28 protein-coding genes and 1 pseudogene are annotated in these 19522 nt (G+C 69.3%); 13 read left to right on the plus strand and 16 right to left on the minus strand.

The features are described from left to right. The 3 genes from ABT129_RS31265 to ABT129_RS31275 form a co-directional block, all read left to right on the plus strand. The coding region (locus tag ABT129_RS31265) for a pentapeptide repeat-containing protein (protein ID WP_351908326.1) at positions 1-1368 on the plus strand (1368 nt) is incomplete at its 5' end. 74 nt (positions 1369-1442) lie between these two features. After that, positions 1443-1646, plus strand: a complete 204-nt coding sequence (locus ABT129_RS31270) for a hypothetical protein (RefSeq protein WP_351908328.1) — start codon at positions 1443-1445, stop codon at positions 1644-1646. After that, positions 1639-1896 carry a hypothetical protein gene (locus ABT129_RS31275; RefSeq protein ID WP_351908330.1) on the plus strand — a complete coding sequence of 86 codons (258 nt, stop codon included), beginning with the start codon at positions 1639-1641 and terminating at the stop codon, positions 1894-1896. Before ABT129_RS31270 ends, ABT129_RS31275 begins: the two co-directional genes overlap by 8 nt. Before the next feature lie 211 nt (positions 1897-2107). On the opposite strand, the pseudogene ABT129_RS31280 reads toward ABT129_RS31275, so the two are convergent. Both ABT129_RS31280 and ABT129_RS31285 read right to left on the minus strand, forming a co-directional pair. Beyond that, positions 2108-2383: pseudogene (locus ABT129_RS31280) on the minus strand (HNH endonuclease); the annotation flags it as partial. Further along, positions 2349-2801, minus strand: coding sequence for an SH3 domain-containing protein (locus ABT129_RS31285; protein ID WP_351908332.1), 453 nt, complete (start codon positions 2799-2801; stop codon positions 2349-2351). The pseudogene ABT129_RS31280 and the gene ABT129_RS31285, both read right to left, overlap by 35 nt. A gap of 269 nt (positions 2802-3070) precedes the next feature. Between ABT129_RS31285 and ABT129_RS31290 the strand changes: the two genes are divergently transcribed. Further along, complete coding sequence (locus ABT129_RS31290) at positions 3071-3355, plus strand: DUF3027 domain-containing protein (protein ID WP_351908334.1); 285 nt, start codon at positions 3071-3073, stop codon at positions 3353-3355. 39 nt (positions 3356-3394) lie between these two features. Here ABT129_RS31290 and ABT129_RS31295 read toward each other — a convergent pair whose 3' ends face one another. Next, positions 3395-3619, minus strand: coding sequence for a DUF8636 domain-containing protein (locus ABT129_RS31295; protein WP_351908335.1), 225 nt, complete (start codon positions 3617-3619; stop codon positions 3395-3397). Positions 3620-3766: 147 nt separating this feature from the next. Here ABT129_RS31295 and ABT129_RS31300 point away from each other — a divergent pair, with 147 nt between their 5' ends. The 4 genes from ABT129_RS31300 to ABT129_RS31315 all read left to right on the plus strand — a co-directional run bounded on the left by ABT129_RS31300 (position 3767) and on the right by ABT129_RS31315 (position 6575). Further along, positions 3767-4303 carry a hypothetical protein gene (locus ABT129_RS31300; protein ID WP_351908337.1) on the plus strand — a complete coding sequence of 179 codons (537 nt, stop codon included), beginning with the start codon at positions 3767-3769 and terminating at the stop codon, positions 4301-4303. Between the two features lie 62 nt (positions 4304-4365). Beyond that, positions 4366-5235: an ATP-dependent DNA ligase gene (locus ABT129_RS31305; protein ID WP_351908339.1), complete on the plus strand. Its 870-nt coding sequence runs from the start codon at positions 4366-4368 to the stop codon at positions 5233-5235. Positions 5236-5371: 136 nt separating this feature from the next. Further along, the gene (locus tag ABT129_RS31310; RefSeq protein ID WP_351908341.1) at positions 5372-5770 is read left to right on the plus strand and encodes an SSI family serine proteinase inhibitor; all 399 of its coding nucleotides are present in this window, start codon (positions 5372-5374) and stop codon (positions 5768-5770) included. Between the two features lie 232 nt (positions 5771-6002). Beyond that, the gene (locus ABT129_RS31315) at positions 6003-6575 is read left to right on the plus strand and encodes a hypothetical protein (protein WP_351908343.1); all 573 of its coding nucleotides are present in this window, start codon (positions 6003-6005) and stop codon (positions 6573-6575) included. Positions 6576-6612: 37 nt separating this feature from the next. Here ABT129_RS31315 and ABT129_RS31320 read toward each other — a convergent pair whose 3' ends face one another. Continuing rightward, complete coding sequence (locus ABT129_RS31320) at positions 6613-6861, minus strand: hypothetical protein (RefSeq protein WP_351908345.1); 249 nt, start codon at positions 6859-6861, stop codon at positions 6613-6615. Continuing rightward, positions 6858-7127: a hypothetical protein gene (locus tag ABT129_RS31325; protein WP_351908347.1), complete on the minus strand. Its 270-nt coding sequence runs from the start codon at positions 7125-7127 to the stop codon at positions 6858-6860. The genes ABT129_RS31320 and ABT129_RS31325 overlap by 4 nt, the downstream gene beginning before the upstream one ends. Positions 7128-8016: 889 nt before the next feature. Between ABT129_RS31325 and ABT129_RS31330 the strand changes: the two genes are divergently transcribed. The 5 genes from ABT129_RS31330 (at position 8017) to ABT129_RS31350 (ending at position 11129) form a co-directional block, all read left to right on the plus strand. Next, positions 8017-8229 (plus strand): hypothetical protein, encoded by a 213-nt coding sequence (locus ABT129_RS31330; RefSeq protein ID WP_351908349.1) that lies wholly within the window; start codon positions 8017-8019, stop codon positions 8227-8229. A gap of 98 nt (positions 8230-8327) precedes the next feature. Next, positions 8328-8810 (plus strand): hypothetical protein, encoded by a 483-nt coding sequence (locus ABT129_RS31335; protein WP_351908351.1) that lies wholly within the window; start codon positions 8328-8330, stop codon positions 8808-8810. Positions 8811-9016: 206 nt separating this feature from the next. Then, on the plus strand, positions 9017-9928 hold the full coding sequence (locus tag ABT129_RS31340) for a hypothetical protein (protein WP_351908353.1): 912 nt from the start codon (positions 9017-9019) through the stop codon (positions 9926-9928). After that, positions 9925-10083, plus strand: a complete 159-nt coding sequence (locus ABT129_RS31345; protein ID WP_351908355.1) for a hypothetical protein — start codon at positions 9925-9927, stop codon at positions 10081-10083. Before ABT129_RS31340 ends, ABT129_RS31345 begins: the two co-directional genes overlap by 4 nt. Positions 10084-10694: 611 nt before the next feature. After that, positions 10695-11129: a hypothetical protein gene (locus tag ABT129_RS31350; RefSeq protein ID WP_351908357.1), complete on the plus strand. Its 435-nt coding sequence runs from the start codon at positions 10695-10697 to the stop codon at positions 11127-11129. A 197-nt stretch (positions 11130-11326) separates the two neighbouring features. Here the strand turns inward: ABT129_RS31350 and ABT129_RS31360 are convergent, their stop codons facing one another. The 11 genes from ABT129_RS31360 to ABT129_RS31410 all read right to left on the minus strand — a co-directional run bounded on the left by ABT129_RS31360 (position 11327) and on the right by ABT129_RS31410 (position 19467). Beyond that, positions 11327-11740 (minus strand): hypothetical protein, encoded by a 414-nt coding sequence (locus ABT129_RS31360; protein WP_351908359.1) that lies wholly within the window; start codon positions 11738-11740, stop codon positions 11327-11329. A 146-nt stretch (positions 11741-11886) separates the two neighbouring features. Further along, positions 11887-12558, minus strand: a complete 672-nt coding sequence (locus tag ABT129_RS31365) for a hypothetical protein (protein WP_351908361.1) — start codon at positions 12556-12558, stop codon at positions 11887-11889. Then, a complete protein-coding gene (locus ABT129_RS31370; protein ID WP_351908363.1) occupies positions 12551-13120 on the minus strand; it encodes an RNA polymerase sigma factor in 570 nt (189 codons plus the stop codon). The genes ABT129_RS31365 and ABT129_RS31370 overlap by 8 nt, the downstream gene beginning before the upstream one ends. Positions 13121-13122: 2 nt before the next feature. Beyond that, the gene (locus ABT129_RS31375) at positions 13123-13362 is read right to left on the minus strand and encodes a hypothetical protein (RefSeq protein ID WP_351908365.1); all 240 of its coding nucleotides are present in this window, start codon (positions 13360-13362) and stop codon (positions 13123-13125) included. A gap of 423 nt (positions 13363-13785) precedes the next feature. Beyond that, positions 13786-13995 (minus strand): hypothetical protein, encoded by a 210-nt coding sequence (locus tag ABT129_RS31380; RefSeq protein WP_351908367.1) that lies wholly within the window; start codon positions 13993-13995, stop codon positions 13786-13788. 279 nt (positions 13996-14274) lie between these two features. Then, a complete protein-coding gene (locus ABT129_RS31385) occupies positions 14275-14691 on the minus strand; it encodes a GntR family transcriptional regulator (protein WP_351908369.1) in 417 nt (138 codons plus the stop codon). A gap of 46 nt (positions 14692-14737) precedes the next feature. Next, on the minus strand, positions 14738-15457 hold the full coding sequence (locus ABT129_RS31390) for a hypothetical protein (RefSeq protein WP_351908371.1): 720 nt from the start codon (positions 15455-15457) through the stop codon (positions 14738-14740). A 1079-nt stretch (positions 15458-16536) separates the two neighbouring features. Then, positions 16537-16668 carry a hypothetical protein gene (locus ABT129_RS31395; RefSeq protein WP_351908373.1) on the minus strand — a complete coding sequence of 44 codons (132 nt, stop codon included), beginning with the start codon at positions 16666-16668 and terminating at the stop codon, positions 16537-16539. 216 nt (positions 16669-16884) lie between these two features. Then, complete coding sequence (locus tag ABT129_RS31400) at positions 16885-17559, minus strand: DNA-binding protein (protein ID WP_351908375.1); 675 nt, start codon at positions 17557-17559, stop codon at positions 16885-16887. A 251-nt stretch (positions 17560-17810) separates the two neighbouring features. Continuing rightward, entirely contained in the window at positions 17811-18818 is a 1008-nt protein-coding gene (locus tag ABT129_RS31405; protein WP_351908377.1) for a hypothetical protein, read from the minus strand. A 130-nt stretch (positions 18819-18948) separates the two neighbouring features. Beyond that, positions 18949-19467 (minus strand): hypothetical protein, encoded by a 519-nt coding sequence (locus ABT129_RS31410; RefSeq protein ID WP_351908379.1) that lies wholly within the window; start codon positions 19465-19467, stop codon positions 18949-18951. Between the last annotated feature and the right edge of the window lie 55 nt (positions 19468-19522).

The raw sequence follows: 19522 nt of genomic DNA on the forward strand, positions 1-19522 counted from the left end.
GCCGGTTTCGTCGGGGCGCAGTTTTCCGGCGACGCCTGGTTCAGCGGGGCGCAGTTCACCGGTACCGCCGCGTTCGGCAGGGCGCAGTTCACCGGTACCGCCGGTTTCGTCGGGGCGCAGTTTTCCGGCGACGCCTGGTTCAGCGGGGCGCAGTTCACCGGTACCGCCGCGTTCGGCAGGGCGCAGTTCACCGGCGACGCCGTGTTCGGCGGGGCGCAGTTCTTGGAGGCTGCTTGGTGCGGGCCTTTTGTGTGTGGGGGGACGGTGGATCTGTCGGGTGTCGTGTTCGGGGCGCCGGTGACGCTGGAGATCGCGGCAAGCGCAGTGTCGTGTGTGCGGACGCGGTTCGAGTCGACGGCGACGGTAAGGGTGCGGCGGGCCGAGGTGGATCTCGGCTACGCGGTGCTGGCGGCCCCAGTCGCAGTCACCGACCACCCCGCCCCCTTCACCACCGCCACCACCACCGGCACCGTGGACGAGAGCCTGCTGACCGGTCCCGACCGGGTGCGGGTGACGTCGGTGCAGGGCGTGGACGCCGCGCACCTGGTGCTGACCGACACCGACCTGTCCGACTGTCTGTTCTCTGGCGCCTTCCACCTCGACCAGCTCCGCCTGGAAGGCCGCACCACCCTCGCCCCCACCCCCACCGGCTTCCACCGCCGCGGCATAGCCCCGATCCGCTGGACCCGCCGACGCACACTCGCGGAGGAACACCACTGGCGCGCGCAGAGCGCCGGACAGCCCTCCGCACCCGCGGGCGCCGTGCCCGAGCCCCGTCGGTGGCGTACGGGCCCGCACCACCCCGACCCTGCCCGCACCCCCGACCCTGACGACGTCGCCGCCCTCTACCGGCAGCTCCGCAAAGCGTTCGAGGACGGCAAGAACGAACCTGGCGCGGCGGACTTCTACTACGGCGAGTGCGAGATGCGCCGCCACGACCGCACCGGCACCCCCAAGACCGAACGCCGCCTGCTGTGGGCGTACTGGGCGCTCTCCGGCTACGGCCTGCGGGCCTCCCGCGCGCTGGGCTGGCTCGCCGCCGCCATGCTCACCACAATCCTGCTTCTGATGGCTTTCGGCCTGCCCGCCTCCTCCCTGAAACAGGAAGCCACCGGCACCGTCCCGACCAGCGGCGGGAAAGTCACCTTCACCATCGACAAGCAGGACCCGAAGAACCCCGTGAAGGACCGGTTCACCACCAAACGCTTCGACAAGGCCCTCAGCGTCACCCTGAACTCCGTCGTCTTCCGCTCCAGCGGCCAGGACCTCACCACCGCCGGCACCTACATCGAGATGACCTCCCGCATCCTCGAACCCGCCCTCCTCGCCCTCGCCGTCCTCGCCATCCGCGGACGCATCAAACGCTGACCTGGCCGACCAGGAGCGGGGTGACGGGCCGCTGCGCTAGCCTCGGTTCGTCACCTGACTGCCGGAGGACCCCCATGGCGCACCTGACATTCGACGACGCCGAGCAGCGCGAGCTCCGCGACGCCGCCCGCGCCGAGTTCCCCGGCAACCCGGCGCTCGCGTACGTCCTTGAGAACCTGGCGGCTGAGGGGATCGACCTCGACCGGTGCCGGGACTGGGACGACATCCGGGCGGAGAAGGGCCTGCCCGAGCGGGACGAGGCCAGCGACGTTGCCTAAGCACAACCGCGGACGCCGTCCCCGCATCGTCTTCATCGAGCCGGCCGAGACACAGGTCCGTCTGCTCTCCACCGCGCAGACCGCAGCCTTGGACGGCACCCTCAACGTCATCGCGGCGGACCCGGGAGCAGTGAAGCAGCACGCGACCGCGTCGGCACTGCGCGACTACCAGCACGAGGGCGTACGCGTGATCTTCTACGCCACCGCGCTCGGCAGCATCCTCATCGTCACCTACGTCGAGGCGGACTGACCGCAAGGCCGTCACCCACGCTGCCGCTCCGTCACTCGTCCGGCTGGCGGAACCGCCAGCGAGGGGCCGGCAGCCGGTGGCGCCCCGTCAGGCCGCCACGGTGAGCCGTAGGGAGGCTGGGCCGACTGGTCGTTGACCCACTTCCTGTGCGCCCCTGCACCCACTGATCCCGGGTGCGGGGGCGCAATGCGTTCCGGAGGTAGTTACGGGGTGGGGTGTAGTGGACGACGGTGCTCTTGCAGGCCTCGGCGTACACCGTCAGGGCGTCGGCCTCGCCCTGGTCGACGGTGAGGCCCCAGCGGAGCGTGGTGGCGACCCACTCGGAGATGTACCGGCAGTGCGCGTCGGGGAGGGGCGGCATCCAGTCTTGCGGGTCCCTGTTGCTCTTCGAACGGTTCGAACGGCCGGTCACGGCGACGAGACTCACGACCGCGCCCTGGTTCGCGTACGCCTCACGCCGGGCCGCGGTCCAGGCGCTGGCGCCAGCTGGCGGGGAGCGTAATTCGAAGTGTGCGGTATTCCGGGTGGTGCCCGCTTGCCGGGAGCCGGCCGACCCGACAGTCGAGCTGCATGCAGACCGAGGGCTGGAGATACCGCTCGGCGACCCATCCCGCAGTGCCGCCGGGGACGCCGGAGCGGGACCGCCCGCCGGTCGTCACCCGGTACCAGCCGCGCGTCTTCCTGTCGACGATGACCAAGTCCGCCCTGTGCAGATGCCCGAGGGAAGCGTGCTGGGCCCCAGGCCCCGACCGCAGGTTCACCAAGGTGCCCGCGACGTCGTACCCGCAGGAGTTGAGTTCGGTCACGGACCGGTCCGGGGAGCTGGTCGGAGCGGTCGCGAGCGCGGGAACAGAGCCAGCCATGAGTGCGGCAGCCACGGCCACGCCGGAGATCATCATTCGCATGCCCGGCCAACCCCACCCCCGGGGCAGTGTCACGGTCCAGCTGTCGCGATCACCCCGACGAGGGACACATCGCCCCGGCTCCCCGCAGCCGGCCGGCGCTGGCCTCGCGCCGCTGCCAGCGGCCCCCGCAGGCTACTCGCCGTGTCCTGTGCAGGTGATGCCTGCGACCCGATGAGCCGGTGGCCTGCGGCTCGCAGGAATCAGCTGGCGGCTCGGTGCGGACTCCGTGCAGATTGACCTTGCGAATTCGACGGGAGGGCGGGGAGCAGATGGAGCCAGGCGGGCTGCGGGCAGACGGCAAGGGTGGAGACGGCGACGATGCTCACGGGCGCTGGTCGCGGCTGCTCAACCGTTCCACCGGGGATCCCGGCTACCGGGATGAGTGGTTCGACGAGCAGTGCGGCGGATGCAAATTCTGGGTAGCGCTGAGCGGCGAGCTGGGCCTGGACTGGGGAGCGTGCGCCCGCGCCGGATCGCCGTTCGACGGACAGGTGCGTTTCGAGCACGACGGCTGCGAACGCTTCGTCGCCCGAGCTGACGGTACCTTCGGCTGAGGTCGCTCAGGATCAGACGTTTCGCAAGGTTCCGGCGGACTACGCAACGTCCCTCGCAGCCTTGACCCGGAACTCGCAGGGTCCACCTACACAGGACACGCCGGGTTTCACCGCCACGATCTCGATGTCACTGACACCGGTCTCGGCGGCGGTGCGCTTCTTGCGTTCCTTGAAGGTCTCGGCCGCGGCCGCGCTGTAGCTGACGGCGGAGACCTGCCGCTCCTCGCGTCCAGCCTGCGTCCACGTCAGCCGGTAGCTCTCCACGGTGTCCTCCGTAGCGTTGGGGTGAGTGCCTGGCGGCGGCATCGGCTTCAAGGATCGGCGCCGCCAGGCTCTGCCACCCTGCCACGAGGGGCTGACATCGCCCGTGGGAGTGGCGACTCCTGACGGCTCCAGGGTCGTTGACCGGTCATGACTCTTCACTACCTGCCGTCCGCTGCCGAACAGGGGCCCGAGCCCGACCCGGTAGAGACGCCGTTCTTCGTCCGAGCCGAACCCGCGGGTGACGAGCCGGAGGAACGTGAGCACTGGCGAGGAGAGACCGAGGCGCTCGCCGAAGCAGCGGCCGTCGGCCGGCGGGCCGCGGAATGGATCCGGGCCCTTCCCCTTCCGGCCGAGGCCTGGATCTGCGCCCCGCTGGCCGACGCGGTCGAGGAAGCGATGACCAGCTTGAACCCCGCCGACTGCGACGACATCGACCGGCGCGGGCACGGGGGCGTCTCGGAGTCGGCGCGCACCCGGCTCGACGGACTCATCTACGGCATCGCCGAGATGGAGCCCCTCTCCGCTGAACAGCGAATCGCTCTGTTCGCCGTGGTCCACTGCGTCCAGGGCATCCCGAAGAGCCTCGCGAACGACCCGGGCACGGTGATCGAGGGCGGGGACCTCACGGCCGTCTGCGCGATCATCGACAGCGCCATCGGCGTCGCCCGGCCACGGACGGAGTGACGGTTCGGCCGCGTGGCTCAGCCACCGCGCCGCCCCGGCCGGGCCTGCCTGATCCTGGCCGCGTGGAGCCGCCCGTACCCCTCGCACTCGCAGAGGCCGTGCCCCGCCTGCCCCAGGGCAGGCAGGGGACGTGGTGGTACGAGCCCAAGTTCGACGGTCACCGGATGCTCATGGTCCGCACGGCCGACAGCGTCCGGCTGTTCGCCCGGTCCGGGCGGATGGTCACCACCCCCTGGATGGACCTCGCTCTCGCCGGCAGGGCGCTGCCGCCCGGGACCATGCTCGACGGCGAGGCCGTCATCTGGCAAGACGGCCGAATCGACTTCGGCGCCGTCCAGGCCCGCGCCGCGAGCAGCGTCGACAGGTCCCGCGTGCTGGCCGCCCGCCTCCCCGCGTCCTACGCCGTGTGGGACGTCCTCACCCACCCCGACCACGGCGACGTACGCGCCCGCCGGTACACCGAGCGCCGCAGGCTGCTCCTGGACCTCCTCTCTGAAATCGGCCCGCCGATCCAGGCCGTGCCCGCTACCGACGACTACGAGACCGCACTCGTCTGGTACGAGGCCCTGCGCGCGCAGGGGATCGAGGGAATCGTCTGCAAACGGGCCGCGAGCACCTACAGAGCGGGCCGGATCTGGCAAAAAGTGAGACACGCGGATACATCCGAGGCCGACGTCGTCGGCTACACCGGCGCGTCCGCGCAGCCGCGTACGCTCGCCGTCCGGCTCGCCGACGGCCGCACCGTCCTCACCCAGCGGCTGCCTGCCGCACTCGCCCAGGACGCGGCCGCGTACCTGACGGCCGTCGCCCCCGGTCCGCCGGCCACGACAACCGCAGGAGACACGTACACCACGACCACCGCCGAGCTCGTCGTGGAAGTCCTTGAGGGGACCACCCGGCACCAGGTCGTCACAGCCACCCGCGTCCGTTGACCATGGAGTCCCGCCGCGCCGTATGCCGCCGCGATCAGGTTCGTCCCCCCTTCACCGGTCACACCAGTGGCCCCGCCCGGAGGCGTGACTCCATCGAGCGACGTGACCGGCCGCACCCGCACCCGTTGATCCGATCATGAACAAGATCGTCTCTGTGCTCGCCGCCACGCTCCTCGCCGCCGCTCTCGCGCCCACCGCGACCGCCGCCGCCCCCACCGCCGAGACCACCCGCCTCCAGCTCACCGCCGAGCGGATCGAGGACGGCGTCGACACCATCGGCTTCGTCTGGCTCGACTGCCCCGCCACCGACCGGCCCGCCCACCCCCACCGGGCGGAGGCCTGCGCCGCACTCGACGCCGCCGACGGCGACTTCGACCGCCTGCCCGGCCAGCCCGGCGCCCGCTGCACCGCCGAGCACTCCCCCGTCACCCTGTCCGCGCGCGGCACCTACCAGGGCCGGTCCGTCGACTGGACCCGCACCTACGGCAACCCCTGCCAGGCCAACGCCCAGACCGGCGCAGTCTTCGCGTTCTGACGGGCGATTCCACCCCCAAACTGGCATAGCACCCGTACCCTGAACTGCGAGGCTGGCCCGAGCCGACTGGTCAATTCGCGCTCCCCGCGCCCGCCTCGCACCGTGCCCCCGAACATCCCCCCCTGTTTCGGGGGCACGGCCATGTCCACCACCAGGCACCCGGTCACTCGTCACGGTGGACCCGTGCCGCGCCGCCCACGGGGACCAGACCCAGTCCGGCAGCGTGGCCACCATGCACCCCCGCCACACGACGACCCTCCTCCTGGCCGCACTCCTCACCAGCGGCTGCATGGCCGTCCCCCACGACCCGGCCCCCGCCTCGTCTGGACGGCCCGCCGGACTCGCACCCGCCGCCGACCGCCCGCCGGCCCCGCTCCCGACATGGCCCGAGCCCACCCAGCCCGCACCCCGCGAGGAACTCACCGTCACCGGCCCCCGGCCAGGCGCCGTACCCGTGCAGAGGGGTGGCGTCACCCATGACGTCACCCCCGCGGAACGGCCGGGCCCAGGGAGGAACGCCAGGGGCGATGCGTCGGTGGACTTCCCCGAGCGCGGCACGCAGCCACGAAAGCGCCCGCCCACCACGACGGGGGCGGGGACGAGGAAGAAGACCAAGCCGGTTAAGACGTCCACCAGGAGGACGGCCCCGAAGGCCCAGACTTCGAAGAAGCAGCAACGGCCCGCTGTTCGTCGGCAGCAGCCAGCCGCCGGGCAGCCCGACATGCGTCAGCTCTGCCGCGAAGCGGGCCGGATCAACGCACCGATGGGCGCGGCCGACCTCTGCCGCAGTACCTACGGCCGCTGACCGGCCAGAACGTGAGGCCCGGCCGCGCGGCCGGGCCTCATTCTCCTGCGTAGGCGACGGCCAGGACCGTCAGGGTGCTCGTGGCGGCGCCGACCATGATCACAGCCGTGACGTGACCGCGCGCCACGGTACGGATGATGCCGTCATCCTCGCCATACGGCTCGGAGTGCCCGAGCGGATCCTCCTGCGCGTCGACGAGACAGACCGCGAGGTCCTGACGCGCCCGGTCGGGCAGTTGCTTGTAGACGTCGAAGACGTCGGCCGGGAAGCTGAGCCGGTAGGTCACGCGGCGCCCCGGCCCGGCGCACGGTCACCGCGGTGACCGGCGTCGCGCAGGACGTCCGCCGTGCGGTCGGCGGCCGAGTCCTCCGCGGGCGCGGACTGGGTGGCCCGGGCGGCTGCGATCCGTCCGGCAGCGGCCTGGAGCGTCTCGGCGGCCGCTGCCCACCGGTCGAGGACGGCGGGCAGCTCGTCGACAGGGGTCAGGTGGACATCTGCGAGGAGCTGCTGCCTCGACGCCGAGTGCGGCAAAGCGTGATGCAGCCGGTCCACCGTCCAAGACTCACGTGCCGTCACTGCAACCTCCCCGAGCGGCCGTTCCTGTCCCAGCCAGAGTACGCGGCCCCTCACTCGCGGGTCAGGGGTTGGCCCAGTCACGACCGCGCCCGCGAGGCATCGAGCGGCCTTACGAAACGGAACCGGGCAGGAAGGGTCGGGTCTCATCCCACGCCACGATGTCGTCCAGATACCGCGCGAGCGCCTTGGAGCCAGGCACGTAACGGTTCTGACGCTCGATGACGTGACGGGGGGCGCCGGAACGCTGGTCGGAGCGGACCTTGCCCCGCCGCATCGAGTGCCCCGAGTACCGGGGCCGCGACCGGCGCAGCGCACGCCGTGCGAGCCGGCGGCGCACCTTGAGTGCCTCCCGCCCCGCGTCGGTGAGGACCAGGGCGGCGAGATCCCCGCTCGGCTGCCGTCGACATGACCGCCCGTTCCGCGGCGTCGAGCGGCCGGGTGAGGTCGGCCGCTCGCGCGGCGCCCGCGATGATGTTGCAGATTGTCCGGTCGCCGATCCCGCCCGCCGGGGCGGGTCCTTCGGCGGACGGCCCGCCTGGTCAGCGCCCCGCTCTTGACCCGCCGCAGCAGCGGACCTGACGTCACCCCGGCCCTGGCGAGGACCGCCGCCCAAGCCCGGTAGGCGGCCACCGGACACGTGCCGTCGTCCTGCGCCGCGATCCGGACCGTGTCCACCGTCTTGCCGTACGCGTTGGTCTTGCTCAGCCGCAGGGTGATCACCAGCACGGCGAGTTCGACGAGCTCGCCCGTGCCCGAATCCTCCAGCCGGATCGATTCCTCTGTGACGTCTCGGAGGTTGAGGCTCGCCCGCTCCGAGGCCCGGCCCGCCATATACCAGTCCACGCAGAGCACGAAGGCGTCCCGGATGCCCTCCACCGTGCTGCGGTCGAGGGTGGCCAGCATCGCGGCCTGGTCCTCACGGGTGCACTCGGTGGCCTGGAACACGTCGCCCTGGCCGCCGTCGTCCCGTGCTTCTTCCTGCGCGCGCTGGGAGACGATCGTCCGGATCAGGGCCCGCTCGGATTCGGGCACCGTCGTGCCGACGGCGGCGAGCCGCTCGGCGATGGTCGAGGTGTAGACGGCGATGGTCTCCGCCGGGTGCAGCCGCACGGCGAGTGCGGCCGCGTAGTCGGCCAGCGTGCCCGGGCCTCCGGTCCGAGCACGGTGCCCAGGTCGATGGCGAGCACCGGGCCGCGATGGTGCGTCGGCCGCCCCCGCTGTGTGCGGACCCTGCTCGTGGTGCCGCCGGGGCCGGTCCGCACCTCCACCGCCGGCCGGACGGGGACCGAGCCGACGAGCGAGCCGGAGCCGGCCGGGAGGGTCGGGCGGTTCGCGCCCTCCTCGGCGACGGGACCGAGCCAGTCCCCCTCCTCCAGGTCCTCGTCTGGGACCAGCCCTCCGCCCAGGGCGGCCCCCACCGCCACCTCCTCCGCCGGCACCGACAGCCAGTGGCAGGCAACCGGCGACCTCATCGAGCAGATCGCCGCCGACATCCGGCACTTCGAGGCCGAGAAGAAGCGGCACCTGGCCGCCGCCGCCAGCGACCAGACCGCCATCAACAACGCCAAGGACCGGCTCGCCCGCGTCGTAACCAGCGCCGCTCGCATGCAGATGCCCCAGGTCGCCATCGCCCACCGCGCCGGCCGCAGCCGCGAATGAGTCCGCCAGACCGTCGGCTGACCATCGGAACACCAACACACGGGAAAGCGCCCGCCCTCGGCCACGAGGGACGGGCGCTTCCCGTACGCCGTCGAGCAATTCAAGTGACGCAGCTCACACAGGAATCTGCGGCGGCGTTGTCGGATCGGGCTCGCCTGGGCCCTTAAGGGGAGAAGACTTTTCCAGCGGCTCCAGGAGGTACCCCCTTGACCACCGATGACCAGACCCCCAGCTACTACATGGTCGAGGACGACGACTCCGTCGACATGCACCTGGCAGAGAGGGTCACCGAGTTCAACTGGGACTCGAACACGGTGGGGACGGTCATGGCCTTGTTCCCGGCCGAATGGAGCGGAGGCGAGCTGGTGACCCTTCACGGGGACGGAAGCGTGGCCCTCGATCTCGACGGCAGGTTCGATCTGCCCGAACCGTTCGACCGTGGCACCCCCAGGACGATGATCACCACCACCGATGGCATGGCGGTGCTCAGGCCCGACCACCCGGCGAACCAGACGATCGAGTCCGGCTTCCAGGCCGTAGGCATCCCGGTGCCCGACGTGGTCCGGGCGCTGAACGCCCGCGAAGCCGCCATCACCGGGGACAAGGCCGCGGTCCACGCCTACACCACCGACACGTTGAAGCGGTGGAGCGGGTGGAACGAGCCGATCTCCGACGCGCTACTCGGCAACTGGGCCGACCCGCTCTACGACGACGGCCGACTCACCCCCGACGCCCTGAAACTGTTCCTGGCCGAGGCCAAGGTCCTCAACAATCAGCACAAGCCGATCTGGGCCCACGAGACCAACAGGCAGAAGGTGCGACTGCTCGACACCCCGCTCGGCGAGGGGATGACGCTGTACGACGTACTGTCCGAGCAGCCGGCCGACGACCTCCCCTTCGAGGGCTTCGAGGACCAGCGTCTGATCTCCATCATGGAAGCCCTGACCACCGACGAGCGGGAAGTGTTCCTGTGCCGCAGCCTCCGCGGAGTCACGAACTGGCCCGAAGCCGCCATGGCCGCCGGACATCCAGAACCGGCCGTCATGGGTCAGCACGTCCGCCGGAAGGCAAAGCGGCTGGCCAAGCAGCCCTCCACTCCGAAGGCGGGCGCCCGATGAACCACGGCAACAACGGGCTGGACCTGCGCGTGGCCTTCGTGCTCCTCGCCGGAGGATTCGCCTCCTACACGGCGTTCCGGCACCCCACCGTCGGCGGCGCACTCCTCGTCGGGATCGCCGTGACGACCATTCTTCACGTCCTGCTCAGGCAGTGACGCAGCCCGGTCCTCCACGGTCGCCGAGATCCGATCACCGGGCGGCAAACGGAGGAATCGCAGCAGAACGCCGCACGACCCGGGCCGTCGACGACGCGCTCGAAGCCCGTTAGCGGGCTGGCAAGGATGCGGTGTGCTGCCGGGCTGGGACCGGCAGCACACCGCAGGTCACTCCGACTTGGACGCGCGCCGGCGCCACGCCCGCGAAAGGGCCCCAACCATCCCGATCACGGCAGCCGCGACAAGGTCCGCGGGAAGCTCGGCAACAAGCCCATGAGCTGCGACAAGCATCAGGTCATACACGGGATCAACCTCCTCCTCCGGCACCCGGCGGGTGCCCTGACAAGGACCCTCTACCTCGTCGTGGGCCCCCGAGCCGGTACTGGCTGGGCACCTCCAGCCCCCGGACACCGGTCTCGCAGGGTCGGCCGCCGGTCCGGCAGCCCTGTACAGTCCTGGACAGTTCTGGACATTGATTGGGGAGTGAAGTCATGGGGCGGCCGGGCATTCTGAAGAAGCCTCAGATCGACGTGGGGCCGCTAAGGAGTCTCATCTACGGCCTCCACGACCTGCACATGTCGGTGGGACGTCCCAGCCTTTCCAAGATCTCCATGACCTCAGGGACCCCGAAGGAGTCCGGCTATCTGAGCACGAGCACGATGAGCTACGTGCTCTCAGAGCCTCGGCTGCCGGACTCCGCGACGATGCAGCGGCTGATCGCCCTGCTCGTGGAGCTCGCACCCACCGGCCGCAAGATGGACTTGGACGAGACCACCAGACGCTTCCTCGACCTGTGGGAGAAGGCCGCGAGGGCGGAGGCCGATCCGCCACCTAGCCCGCGGGTCCAGGCGCTCAGGAAGGCGGGCAACGCCTACCTGCACCTCGCCGACGAGTACCAGAAGGCCGAACGCATGGAGAAGACCGTGTTCTCGAAGAACACCGTCGCCAACCAGTGGGACTACATCGCAAGGCTGGCCGGCGAGCTCCTCGGCGAAGGCCACCCCGACGTGGTCGAGGCCCGTGAGCGCGCCGAGGACCGGGAGTAGCAGCCCCGCCAAACCGGCGGCCAGCTCAGCGGCGGGCGTCGCCCGGCGCGAGCAGGGTGGTCACCTTGGTGATCGCCTCGGCGGACAGCTTGAAGTAGCGGCGGACGTTCTCGACCTTCTGTGCCGTTCTACGTTCGGGTGGAGCTGAGCGCCCGCCCTCAACCTGAGGGACGGGCGCTTCCTGCGAGGCGGCCCTATCAGATCGAGGGCTCGTCGAGGATGCCGCCCACGACGGCGTTGCCCGGAGTGGCACTCGTCTCGACCTGCTCGCCGAGTGACATGAGGGTGCGGGCGCCCGCGTCCAGAGTGGCGACGGCGGCACGGAGCGCGTTGAAACGCTTTGCGCGCTCTAGATCCCCGGCACCGACGATGTCGCCGAACGTGTCGTCGAGAAGCCGGTCGACGTCACGGAGCTGGAATCCAGTGGTGTTCATCTGTTCAGCGAAAAGGGTCTCAGCGATTGCCTGCCGGTACGTCATCAACAGAATCGTCGTCACCGTCCCGAGCTCGGCGGTGGAGTGGCCAAGCCCAGATTCGGTGAGGCGACCACGGATCCGGTCGAGAGCCATCTCGATGCTGCTGGTGGACACGGCCGGGACGACGTCAGTCATGGGCTTCCCCTGAGATGCGAGTGAACGGCCGTCAACGGTACCGGCGCGGACAGCCGTCAGGGGACACAACTCGCTCACGTGAAACGGAAAACCTCCCCCGCCCGGCCAGGGCGGCGCTTTACGCGCTTCCGCGCCGTGCGCCCGGATCAGCTGAACTGGAAGGCACAAGCGTCTGAGTCCTCGAAGAGCCTCACAACCTGCTCTCTGACGGCCATCAGGCCCTTAATCCGAGTGTTGAGGCAGTCGTTGATCCAAAGGGCCCAGTCCGAAAGCTCGTTCCCCAGCTCAAAGCCTGCCACGTACCGCGGAGTCCGGAGCTGCCCCTCAAGAACCCTGAGCACAGGCGTGAACTCGGCCCTGGCGGACTCCTTAGTGACCTCTCCGTCCGAGAGCAGCAGCAGGATTCGGTCGAGCTCGCTCCGTGCACCGGAAACGGCGGCTCGGACAGGCAGCGCATCCGTCTCCAACCCGCCCGTGGCAGACCGTACGACAAGCTGATGCTCGAATGCCCGCAGCTCGTTGTGCTCGTGCCGGACAGAGTCCAGGACGTTGTTCAAGGACGAACTCTCAGCGGCCGGCCCGGTGACGTGGTTGTCGGCAACCCAGACGGCACACCTTCCCTCTGCGATGTTCTGAGCGGCACGGAGGTCGACCACGTACTCGACGAGGGAGCCCTTGCGCTTGGCCGCCCTGCGCAGCCCGGCCGGCACGTCCAGAGCGGGTCCAACCGTCGCGCCGAAGCTGCTCTGATGCCGGGCCAGAAGCGCGTCGAGCGCCTCCTCGGCATCCGCGTCGAACTCCTCGTACAGGTCACTCACCCGACTCCGCCTCCCTCGCCAGCCCCAGAAGGGCGATCAGCCGCTTCCTGCCACGCACGTACGCCTGCCGCACCGCCACTGGGCTCTTCCCGAGCACCCGGGCCGTCTCCTCATGGGTGAAGCCGTCCAGCTTCCAGGCCATCGCCTCCCGCTCGGCCGGCGGCAGCTGCCTGAGAGCCCCAAGAACCCTCGACTGCTCCTCAGAGAGCAGCACCAGGTCCACCGGGCACGTACCACCGGGCCGGTCTGGTACGGCGTCCAGGGGATCGTTCCGCGCCCCGACCTGACGCAGATACTTCCGGTACGCAACCGTGCGGAGCCACGCCCGGGGGTGCTCCACCTTCCGCCACCTGTCCGGAAGCAACGTCAAGAACGCCTCATGCGCCGCATCAGCCGCCTCATAGGCGCTGGCCCCGAGGTTCATCAGGAAGTAGGTCACCGGGCGCATCTCGTTGATGTACAGAGCATCGAACGCATCCGGATCCTGAGAACGCTCGCGCTCCTCAGGACACCGATCCCCATGCACCACCTGGGTGCTGATCGGGGTAGGAGTCTCGGTCACGATCACCTCTCCCCGCTGTGGTCAGCGCCGCCGACCAGGATCTCGACGGCCTGCCCGGAAGACCGCTCCGAAAGCCGGCTGCCCGGCGGGAGCAGCCGCACCCGCTCTGAAAGGCCCTGCTGAGCGAGCTCCGCACGCCGCACCTCAGCCCGTTCCCGAACGGCCTTAAACGCCAGCCGCGTGCTGAGCCCCAGGAGTGAGAACACCCCCGTCACAATCACCGTCACCAACGTCGGATCCACGACCTACCCCTCGACCCTCGCGGAGCCGTCGCCCGCGTCTGGGTCTTAAAGCAACGAGCGGGCCCGAGTGTGACATCCCGGCGACAAGAACTTTCGGCGAACGGCACAGCAACGGCTATGTGCTGGCTGTCGCCCGCATCTCCGGCGACTAGATTTCAAGGGCCCAGACCCAGCGACCCGCCTCCGGCTGACGGAGCGCAAGGCGGCGCTGCTCGGCCACATCGCTATCGAGGGAGGCCACCCCTAAGCCGCGGCCCAGGCGGAGGAGGCCCCGGGCCCTCGCCGCCCAACTTCGCGCCGAGACCGAGGGCACCGTTTGCTGGCGATCAGCACTCTCACGTCTCTCCTCCGGCCCACGGGCAGTCCAACGACGCGCGGCGGCCCCGCCGGAGGTATCCGGGGGCCGCCGCGCGTTGAGGGGTGCTACTCGTCGCTGTCCGGGAAGACGTCGATGGTGATCTGGTCGATGCCGACAGGATCGGAGCCGGCCGGAGTTGGCCGTTCGGTCACGTGAACCTTGTAGGACCCCGTTCTCTTGGGGTCGACCAGCTGGTCGAGGACAGACTGGGGGATGGCCACCGTGAGGCTGGTGCCGGTGGCGCTGCGGAAGGTGCTTACCTGTATTTCCGACATGGCATCCATTTTCATCAAAACCCCGCCGTGAGGCCAGCGAATTTTCGGGAAGGGTGCGCCACACCGGGCGGCCGCCGTCAGCGCGGTCCGAGAACATTCGAGGATGGACTACGAGCAGCCAGCTGCGGTCTACCGGCTCTACGACGCCGGCGGGGCCCTGCTGGACATCGGCAGGCCTGTTTCCCTCGCGCTGAGACCAAAAGCGAGCGGTACACTGGGCTCAACTTGTTGTTCAGGCACAGAGGCCCCCCGCCGTGGCGGGGGGCCTCTGCCGTTCGTTCACGCGATGCGGAGCTCCGGGCGCCCTTCGACAGGGGGCACCGCTCGGTACTCAGGGAGGTTCAGCGTGGCAAGGCGACCCGCCCTCATGTCTTCCAAGGCCTGGGCGAAGGCGGCCGTCATCGAGTCGATGCTGTCGTACGTGGCGGCCAGCGGGTGCAGCTTGTAGCGGTTGCCGCCGCGGCCTTCCTCGGCCTTCGAGCGGAGCACGATGTTCAGCTCGAAGAGCGGTTCCAGGAGAGCGCTCACCGTCGAGGGGGCGACCCCGTACTCGGTTGCCATCGTTCGCTGGCTGGGAAGTGCCCCGCCGGGTTCACTCCGGAACACAAGGAACTGGAGGAACTTCACCGGGGCGCCGCCGATCGGCAGCGCCCAGATGCGCGTGGAGACGAGCGGTGACATCACGGGAAGGGACATCAGGGTTCTCCTCCGTATCGGGCCGTCATTCGGCTGTTCCTGTTGATCATCCTGTACGCCGCTTCCCTCGTGTCTCCATGGGCACCTCGCTGTCGTCGAGGCCGAGGTCGAGCTCTTCCTGGTGGACGAGGTCGGGGCCGATCTGGTTGGGGAAGAGTGTCAACGGGTCCGCTTCCTCAGGCTGGCTGGCCCTGATTTCTGCGAGGACGTCGTGCTGCGCCGCGCTCCCGCCTCGGAACCATAGGGTCACGTTCAGCCGGAGTCGCCCGTTGCCTGCCTGCTCAAGCCACCGGAGGTCGCAGAGGCGGCGTACGGCCCTGTTGACGGTGGGGCGGGTAATCCTCTTGGAGTCAGGGATCTTGGCCGCGAGTTCGTTCAGCCCGTCGGTGATCTCCTGTTGCGTGTACTCGGCGAGGCCTGTGCCCGGGGTCTGGCCGCCTGCCACGAACAGGAACACGCACACCTGACTCACCGTGACGCGTTTGGCGACGAGGAGCTGCGCCATGAGCTGCGTGAACCAGTTGCTCGCGAGGCTGTAGCCGGAGGGGCCAGCGAAGTCGTGTGCACTCCGGGCGTCTGTGCCGTACTCGACGGTGACGCTCTTGACCTTGCGGTGACCACTCTTCGGGTCAGCGGCCTGGGCCTGCTGTCCGAGTTGTTCGCCGAGGAGGCTCAGGAGGTCGTTGAATACGGCGCCCTGAGGTGCCGTCGGCGAGGGTAGGGCTCGTGGCCGGCGCGGCTGGCGCGACGGCGAGTCAGATGTCACTGGACCTCCTTGTTGTTCAGGCGGTCCGACACTATCCCGAAGTTCGGCTCAGCCGTACTTTTGACGATTCGCCACACCGAGGACCTGGATTCCGAGCACACGCCCCTTGAATGTTCGGCTCAGCCGAAGTCTTGTTGCCGAGATGCGTCAGTTGTTCGGCTAAGCCGAACTTCCAGTGTTGACATGGCGGCACATTCCGTGGAGGGAGCAGCTCCGGGTGGAGCCTGTGGACAACTTCCTGACCTGCAAGCGAGCGACGACACGAGCCTGAAGTCGCATGTTCGACTGAGCCGAACTTTTGCGGGCGAATGTGCTGGGGTCGTTAACATTTAAGGACTTGAAATGTGCCCCCCGGAGCATGATCATTTAGAGAAAGTGCAGGTCAGGGACTATGCAAAGGGTGCGCTCTTCTTTACAAGAGCCACCCACACGGTGGCAGCAGACGTCGAAGCCTCAGCCACCAATGAGCAGCACGCTTCACTGGGCTAACCCATCACGCCCACCCAGGAGTGCGGCGTCACCAAAAGCACGAGCCCTCACCCAGCGGATCCACCCGGATGGGTTACCTGACCACTCGATCTCTATCCCTGGGTCGTCAACGATGTGGCGAACGGAGCATCAAGGCTGGTCCCGTTCGAACCGCCACCACCGAAAGTGAGCCCCGACGCTCGGCTGGTTGAGGGGATACCCGCAGTGGCCACCTGCACCACCTCCGACCTCAGCCACGCATCTATCTCCCAGTCCACCTCTGGCCCGCAGCCGCCAGCGGTGGCCGGCCGCCCCGTCGGGGCACCGCAAGCCCCCTCGGGGCTGAGGAGCTACCGACCCAAGGCGTTTCCGTATCCGGGAACAAGCCCAACGGCCTCGACTCCGTGTAGAGGGGCCCGCATCAGCTGGCCTGCTGACGCGTCCCGCCCCTGTCGCAGAGTCGGCCGGGCTTGCAGGACAACAAGAGCCACCCCCGGTGTACACCGTTGGCCTCCTGACCGGGGTGAGCTTCTGCCGATGACCTGAGCGCGAACGCAGCAGTGCGGGCCCCCCTGCTCAGGGCGGCCCGCATGGTCTGATCCGCGTTGGCCTTAATGGGCGCGACGGTTGCGCTGGTTGGGAAGCGTCTTCGGGCTAATCGGCTGGGAGGCCTTGCGCTGACCGGGGACGATGGGGATCACACGGTCGTTATCGCGGTTGCTGTTGTTCTCGTCGCGGTCCATGACTGAGTCCTCCTAATTGGTTCGACTGACGGGTGCGGAGGACGGGTACCGACCGCCCTTCCGACAAGGAAAACATTACGGCAAAAAAGGACATCAAGGGTGGACTCCGGGCGGCGCGTCGCCATCGGACCCACAGATCCCTCAGCGCGGAGGACGGAACGGCAGGACGCATAGCCGTTGCCGCCCAAAGAGGTGCAGGCGGCAACGGCGGCTGAATCAGGTCGAGTCGGCCTCGTGTTCACGGGCGGCAGCGAGCAAGCGCTGCGCGGTGCGCTCTCCGATTCCGTACTGCTCAGCAACCTCGGCGGCCGTGGCCGGCCGGGCGTCTCCCCCGGCGGAGAGTCTGGAGGCGATCTCGGCGACACGGGGGTCCGGTCGGCGCCGGGGCGCCTTGTCCTTCGCACCCTGAGGACGGCCGGCCCCTGTGAGGTGAGGCTGATGGCGCTGATCGCCCGCGTCGATCCGGGCTTCGAGAGCGGCCCGGCGATACCAGGTGCGACCGTGCCTCTGGACGACGGCCAGATAGCCGCCCGTTCCGTAGTCCCGGACGGTGGAGGCCCGCGTCCCCAGCACGGCCGCGGCCTCCTGATCGGTGAGCAGATCGTCCGGGTGCTCCTCGCCCGGCGGAACCGCGGGGGGCCACATACCGTCGCTGGCGGTGGCGACAGCCGTCTCCGTTCCGCCGCGGCCGGATCCAGGGGGCCAGGGCGAGCCCGCGAGGAACGCGCGGACCTGCTCCTCGTCATAGAGGCGCAGGCGCCCACCTTCGTTGACCAGCGGTACTCGGTCGCGGAGGTCCACGCCCTCGTTGCGCTGCCACGTTTTGAGCGGCACCTTCCGCTCGGCAGCAATCTCGGCTTCGGTCAGGGCAGGTCGGCCGCGCGGGATCACTTTTTGCTCCTGGGGGTCTTGCGGGGCCGCGTGCGGCCCATGGGAATGGGTGCTGTGGATAGACTGCCGGACATGTCGCACTCCGTTTTGTGGAGATGCTGACGGGTGGGGGCCAGTGGGTACCGCCGTCGCCTTCGGGTGTCGGACCGCTGGCCCCCGACGCATTCCTCACAACGGCCGTTTCGGCCGTGGCCCAGACATAGGTGTGCCCCGAGCCAAAGCTCGGGGCACACCTATGTTTCCTCCGCCCATCAAGGGGCCTGTCCGGTCAGGCCCTCGCGCATGATGCGCAGGGAAGCGAGACGCTGTGCCTCGGTCTCCTGGCGGAAGCGGGTGAGCGACTGCTGTGCGACCAGACTGCCGGTGAGGCCGAACCGGGCGGCGGCGGAGTAGTAGGCGGCAACGGCTCCGGAGATGGTGTCCAGGGCGCGCGGGTCGGCGTCCTTGTCGTAGAAGTCGGGCAGGGTAAGGGCCATCTGCTGTTCCTGGATCAGGATGTGCAGGGCGCGGTCCAGGACGGTCTGCGCAGCGTGCCATCCGTCCGCGTGGTGCAGGAGGGCGGTGACGGCGTCGATCACGTCGAGTTCGTTGAGGATGGCGTCGCCGGTCGCGAGGGCGTCTCCGGGCTGGCTCCACTGGTCGTGCAGGTTCGTCCGGCAGTCGATGCAGTCGACGGCGGTTCCTTCGCTGGGCGGCTCGTCGCCGTCGGTGAGTTCCACCCGGTCGACGCCGTTGGGGCGGTTGAGGGTGACCGTGTGGCCGACGTGTTCGGCGAGTACGACAGAGGGCGTGCGTCCCTCGTGTACGGCGGTCAAGTAGGCCTGGAGGAGGTCGTATCCGCGCCCGGCGTCTTCGGCTCCGGGGTCGCGTCCGTCGATCACCGTATGCGCCTCGTAGGCCTGGTAGATCTCCGCTTCGGGAGTCTGGGAGCAGAGCGCGAGGCGCCACCAGCCGCCCGACTCCTTCGCCAGTGCGGCGCAGCCCTCGCGGTCCGCCATGAGTACCTCCAGTTCGACTCCGAGTTCGTCCCAGGGCAGGTGGTCGTCGAAGATCCAGGCGTCTTGGGCGACCTGCGAGGCGAAGCTCCTCTCCACGCGGACGTAGCCGCTTCCGACTCGGCGCACGGCGCGCAGCGCACACGCTTCGTTGTCGCGGTCCAGCTGGAAAAGCAGGTGGGTGGGCTCGGGGTGGCAGGACCAGATTTCGCTGACATGTGCGGCGATCCGCTTCAAGGTGCGGATCTCGATGTCCTCGGGCATGACGCTCTCTCCTTGAACTGACGGGTTGGCGACATCGGAAGGTGTGGGTACCGACCACTCCATCCCGACATGAAAAACATTACGGCAGGAGAGGGCGTCATGTCAAAGAGGCCACGAATCTTCACCCGGCCTAACACAGAGCAGGAGCGGTGGTCGGCAAGGGCCGTCCAGCGCGCTCGGCTTGGGCCCGCAGGATCGCGGCGATCCGGACAGCGTCGTTGGCCTGACGCTGCTGAGCGCAGATGTCTTCGAGCGACTGTGGCGCCGCGCCCTCTTGGTTCTGCTCGATGCCAGGGAAGACGATGGCTGTGAGATCCCGGCGAGCCTGCTCCTGCCGTAGGACAACAGCAGCGAGGGCCGGGTCCTCCTGGCGGGGCGCGGCGACCGCGCGGTGCGCTTCGGGGGCGCGGCGGTAGCCGACCGACGCGGTCTCCCTCGTCTTCACCGGCGCGGCCGGACGGGCCCGCCGCGCCGAATCGTCGCCGACCGCCAGACTCCCCGCCGCCGTCCTGGTGTGTCCGCTGGGCACCAGGACGTGCACACTACGGACGTCCGCGGCAGGCACCATGCGGCTGACGGCCTCGATGAGCTTCGGCGCGATCCAGCGGGTCTTCGTGGCGTACGCGGGAGCGTCGGAGACCACGTCCAAGCGGCCCAGATTCCTCATCGAATGCCACGGCCTTCACGTGCCCGGCGAGCTCGGG

The sequence above is a fragment of the Streptomyces sp. NPDC002057 genome (genome assembly GCF_040296665.1).
Lineage (GTDB): Bacteria > Actinomycetota > Actinomycetes > Streptomycetales > Streptomycetaceae > Streptomyces.

Bases quoted from the DNA above. Each gene is read 5' to 3' on its own strand.
- ABT129_RS31270 (WP_351908328.1), top strand. From the start codon at position 1,443: ATGGCGCACCTGACATTCGACGACGCCGAGCAGCGCGAGCTCCGCGAC.
- ABT129_RS31285 (WP_351908332.1), bottom strand. From the start codon at position 2,801: ATGCGAATGATGATCTCCGGCGTGGCCGTGGCTGCCGCACTCATGGCT.
- ABT129_RS31290 (WP_351908334.1), top strand. From the start codon at position 3,071: ATGGAGCCAGGCGGGCTGCGGGCAGACGGCAAGGGTGGAGACGGCGAC.
- ABT129_RS31300 (WP_351908337.1), top strand. From the start codon at position 3,767: ATGACTCTTCACTACCTGCCGTCCGCTGCCGAACAGGGGCCCGAGCCC.
- ABT129_RS31310 (WP_351908341.1), top strand. From the start codon at position 5,372: ATGAACAAGATCGTCTCTGTGCTCGCCGCCACGCTCCTCGCCGCCGCT.
- ABT129_RS31315 (WP_351908343.1), top strand. From the start codon at position 6,003: ATGCACCCCCGCCACACGACGACCCTCCTCCTGGCCGCACTCCTCACC.
- ABT129_RS31330 (WP_351908349.1), top strand. From the start codon at position 8,017: ATGCCCTCCACCGTGCTGCGGTCGAGGGTGGCCAGCATCGCGGCCTGG.
- ABT129_RS31335 (WP_351908351.1), top strand. From the start codon at position 8,328: ATGGCGAGCACCGGGCCGCGATGGTGCGTCGGCCGCCCCCGCTGTGTG.
- ABT129_RS31345 (WP_351908355.1), top strand. From the start codon at position 9,925: ATGAACCACGGCAACAACGGGCTGGACCTGCGCGTGGCCTTCGTGCTC.
- ABT129_RS31350 (WP_351908357.1), top strand. From the start codon at position 10,695: ATGACCTCAGGGACCCCGAAGGAGTCCGGCTATCTGAGCACGAGCACG.
- ABT129_RS31360 (WP_351908359.1), bottom strand. From the start codon at position 11,740: ATGACTGACGTCGTCCCGGCCGTGTCCACCAGCAGCATCGAGATGGCT.
- ABT129_RS31380 (WP_351908367.1), bottom strand. From the start codon at position 13,995: ATGTCGGAAATACAGGTAAGCACCTTCCGCAGCGCCACCGGCACCAGC.
- ABT129_RS31385 (WP_351908369.1), bottom strand. From the start codon at position 14,691: ATGTCCCTTCCCGTGATGTCACCGCTCGTCTCCACGCGCATCTGGGCG.
- ABT129_RS31395 (WP_351908373.1), bottom strand. From the start codon at position 16,668: ATGGACCGCGACGAGAACAACAGCAACCGCGATAACGACCGTGTGATC.
- ABT129_RS31405 (WP_351908377.1), bottom strand. From the start codon at position 18,818: ATGCCCGAGGACATCGAGATCCGCACCTTGAAGCGGATCGCCGCACAT.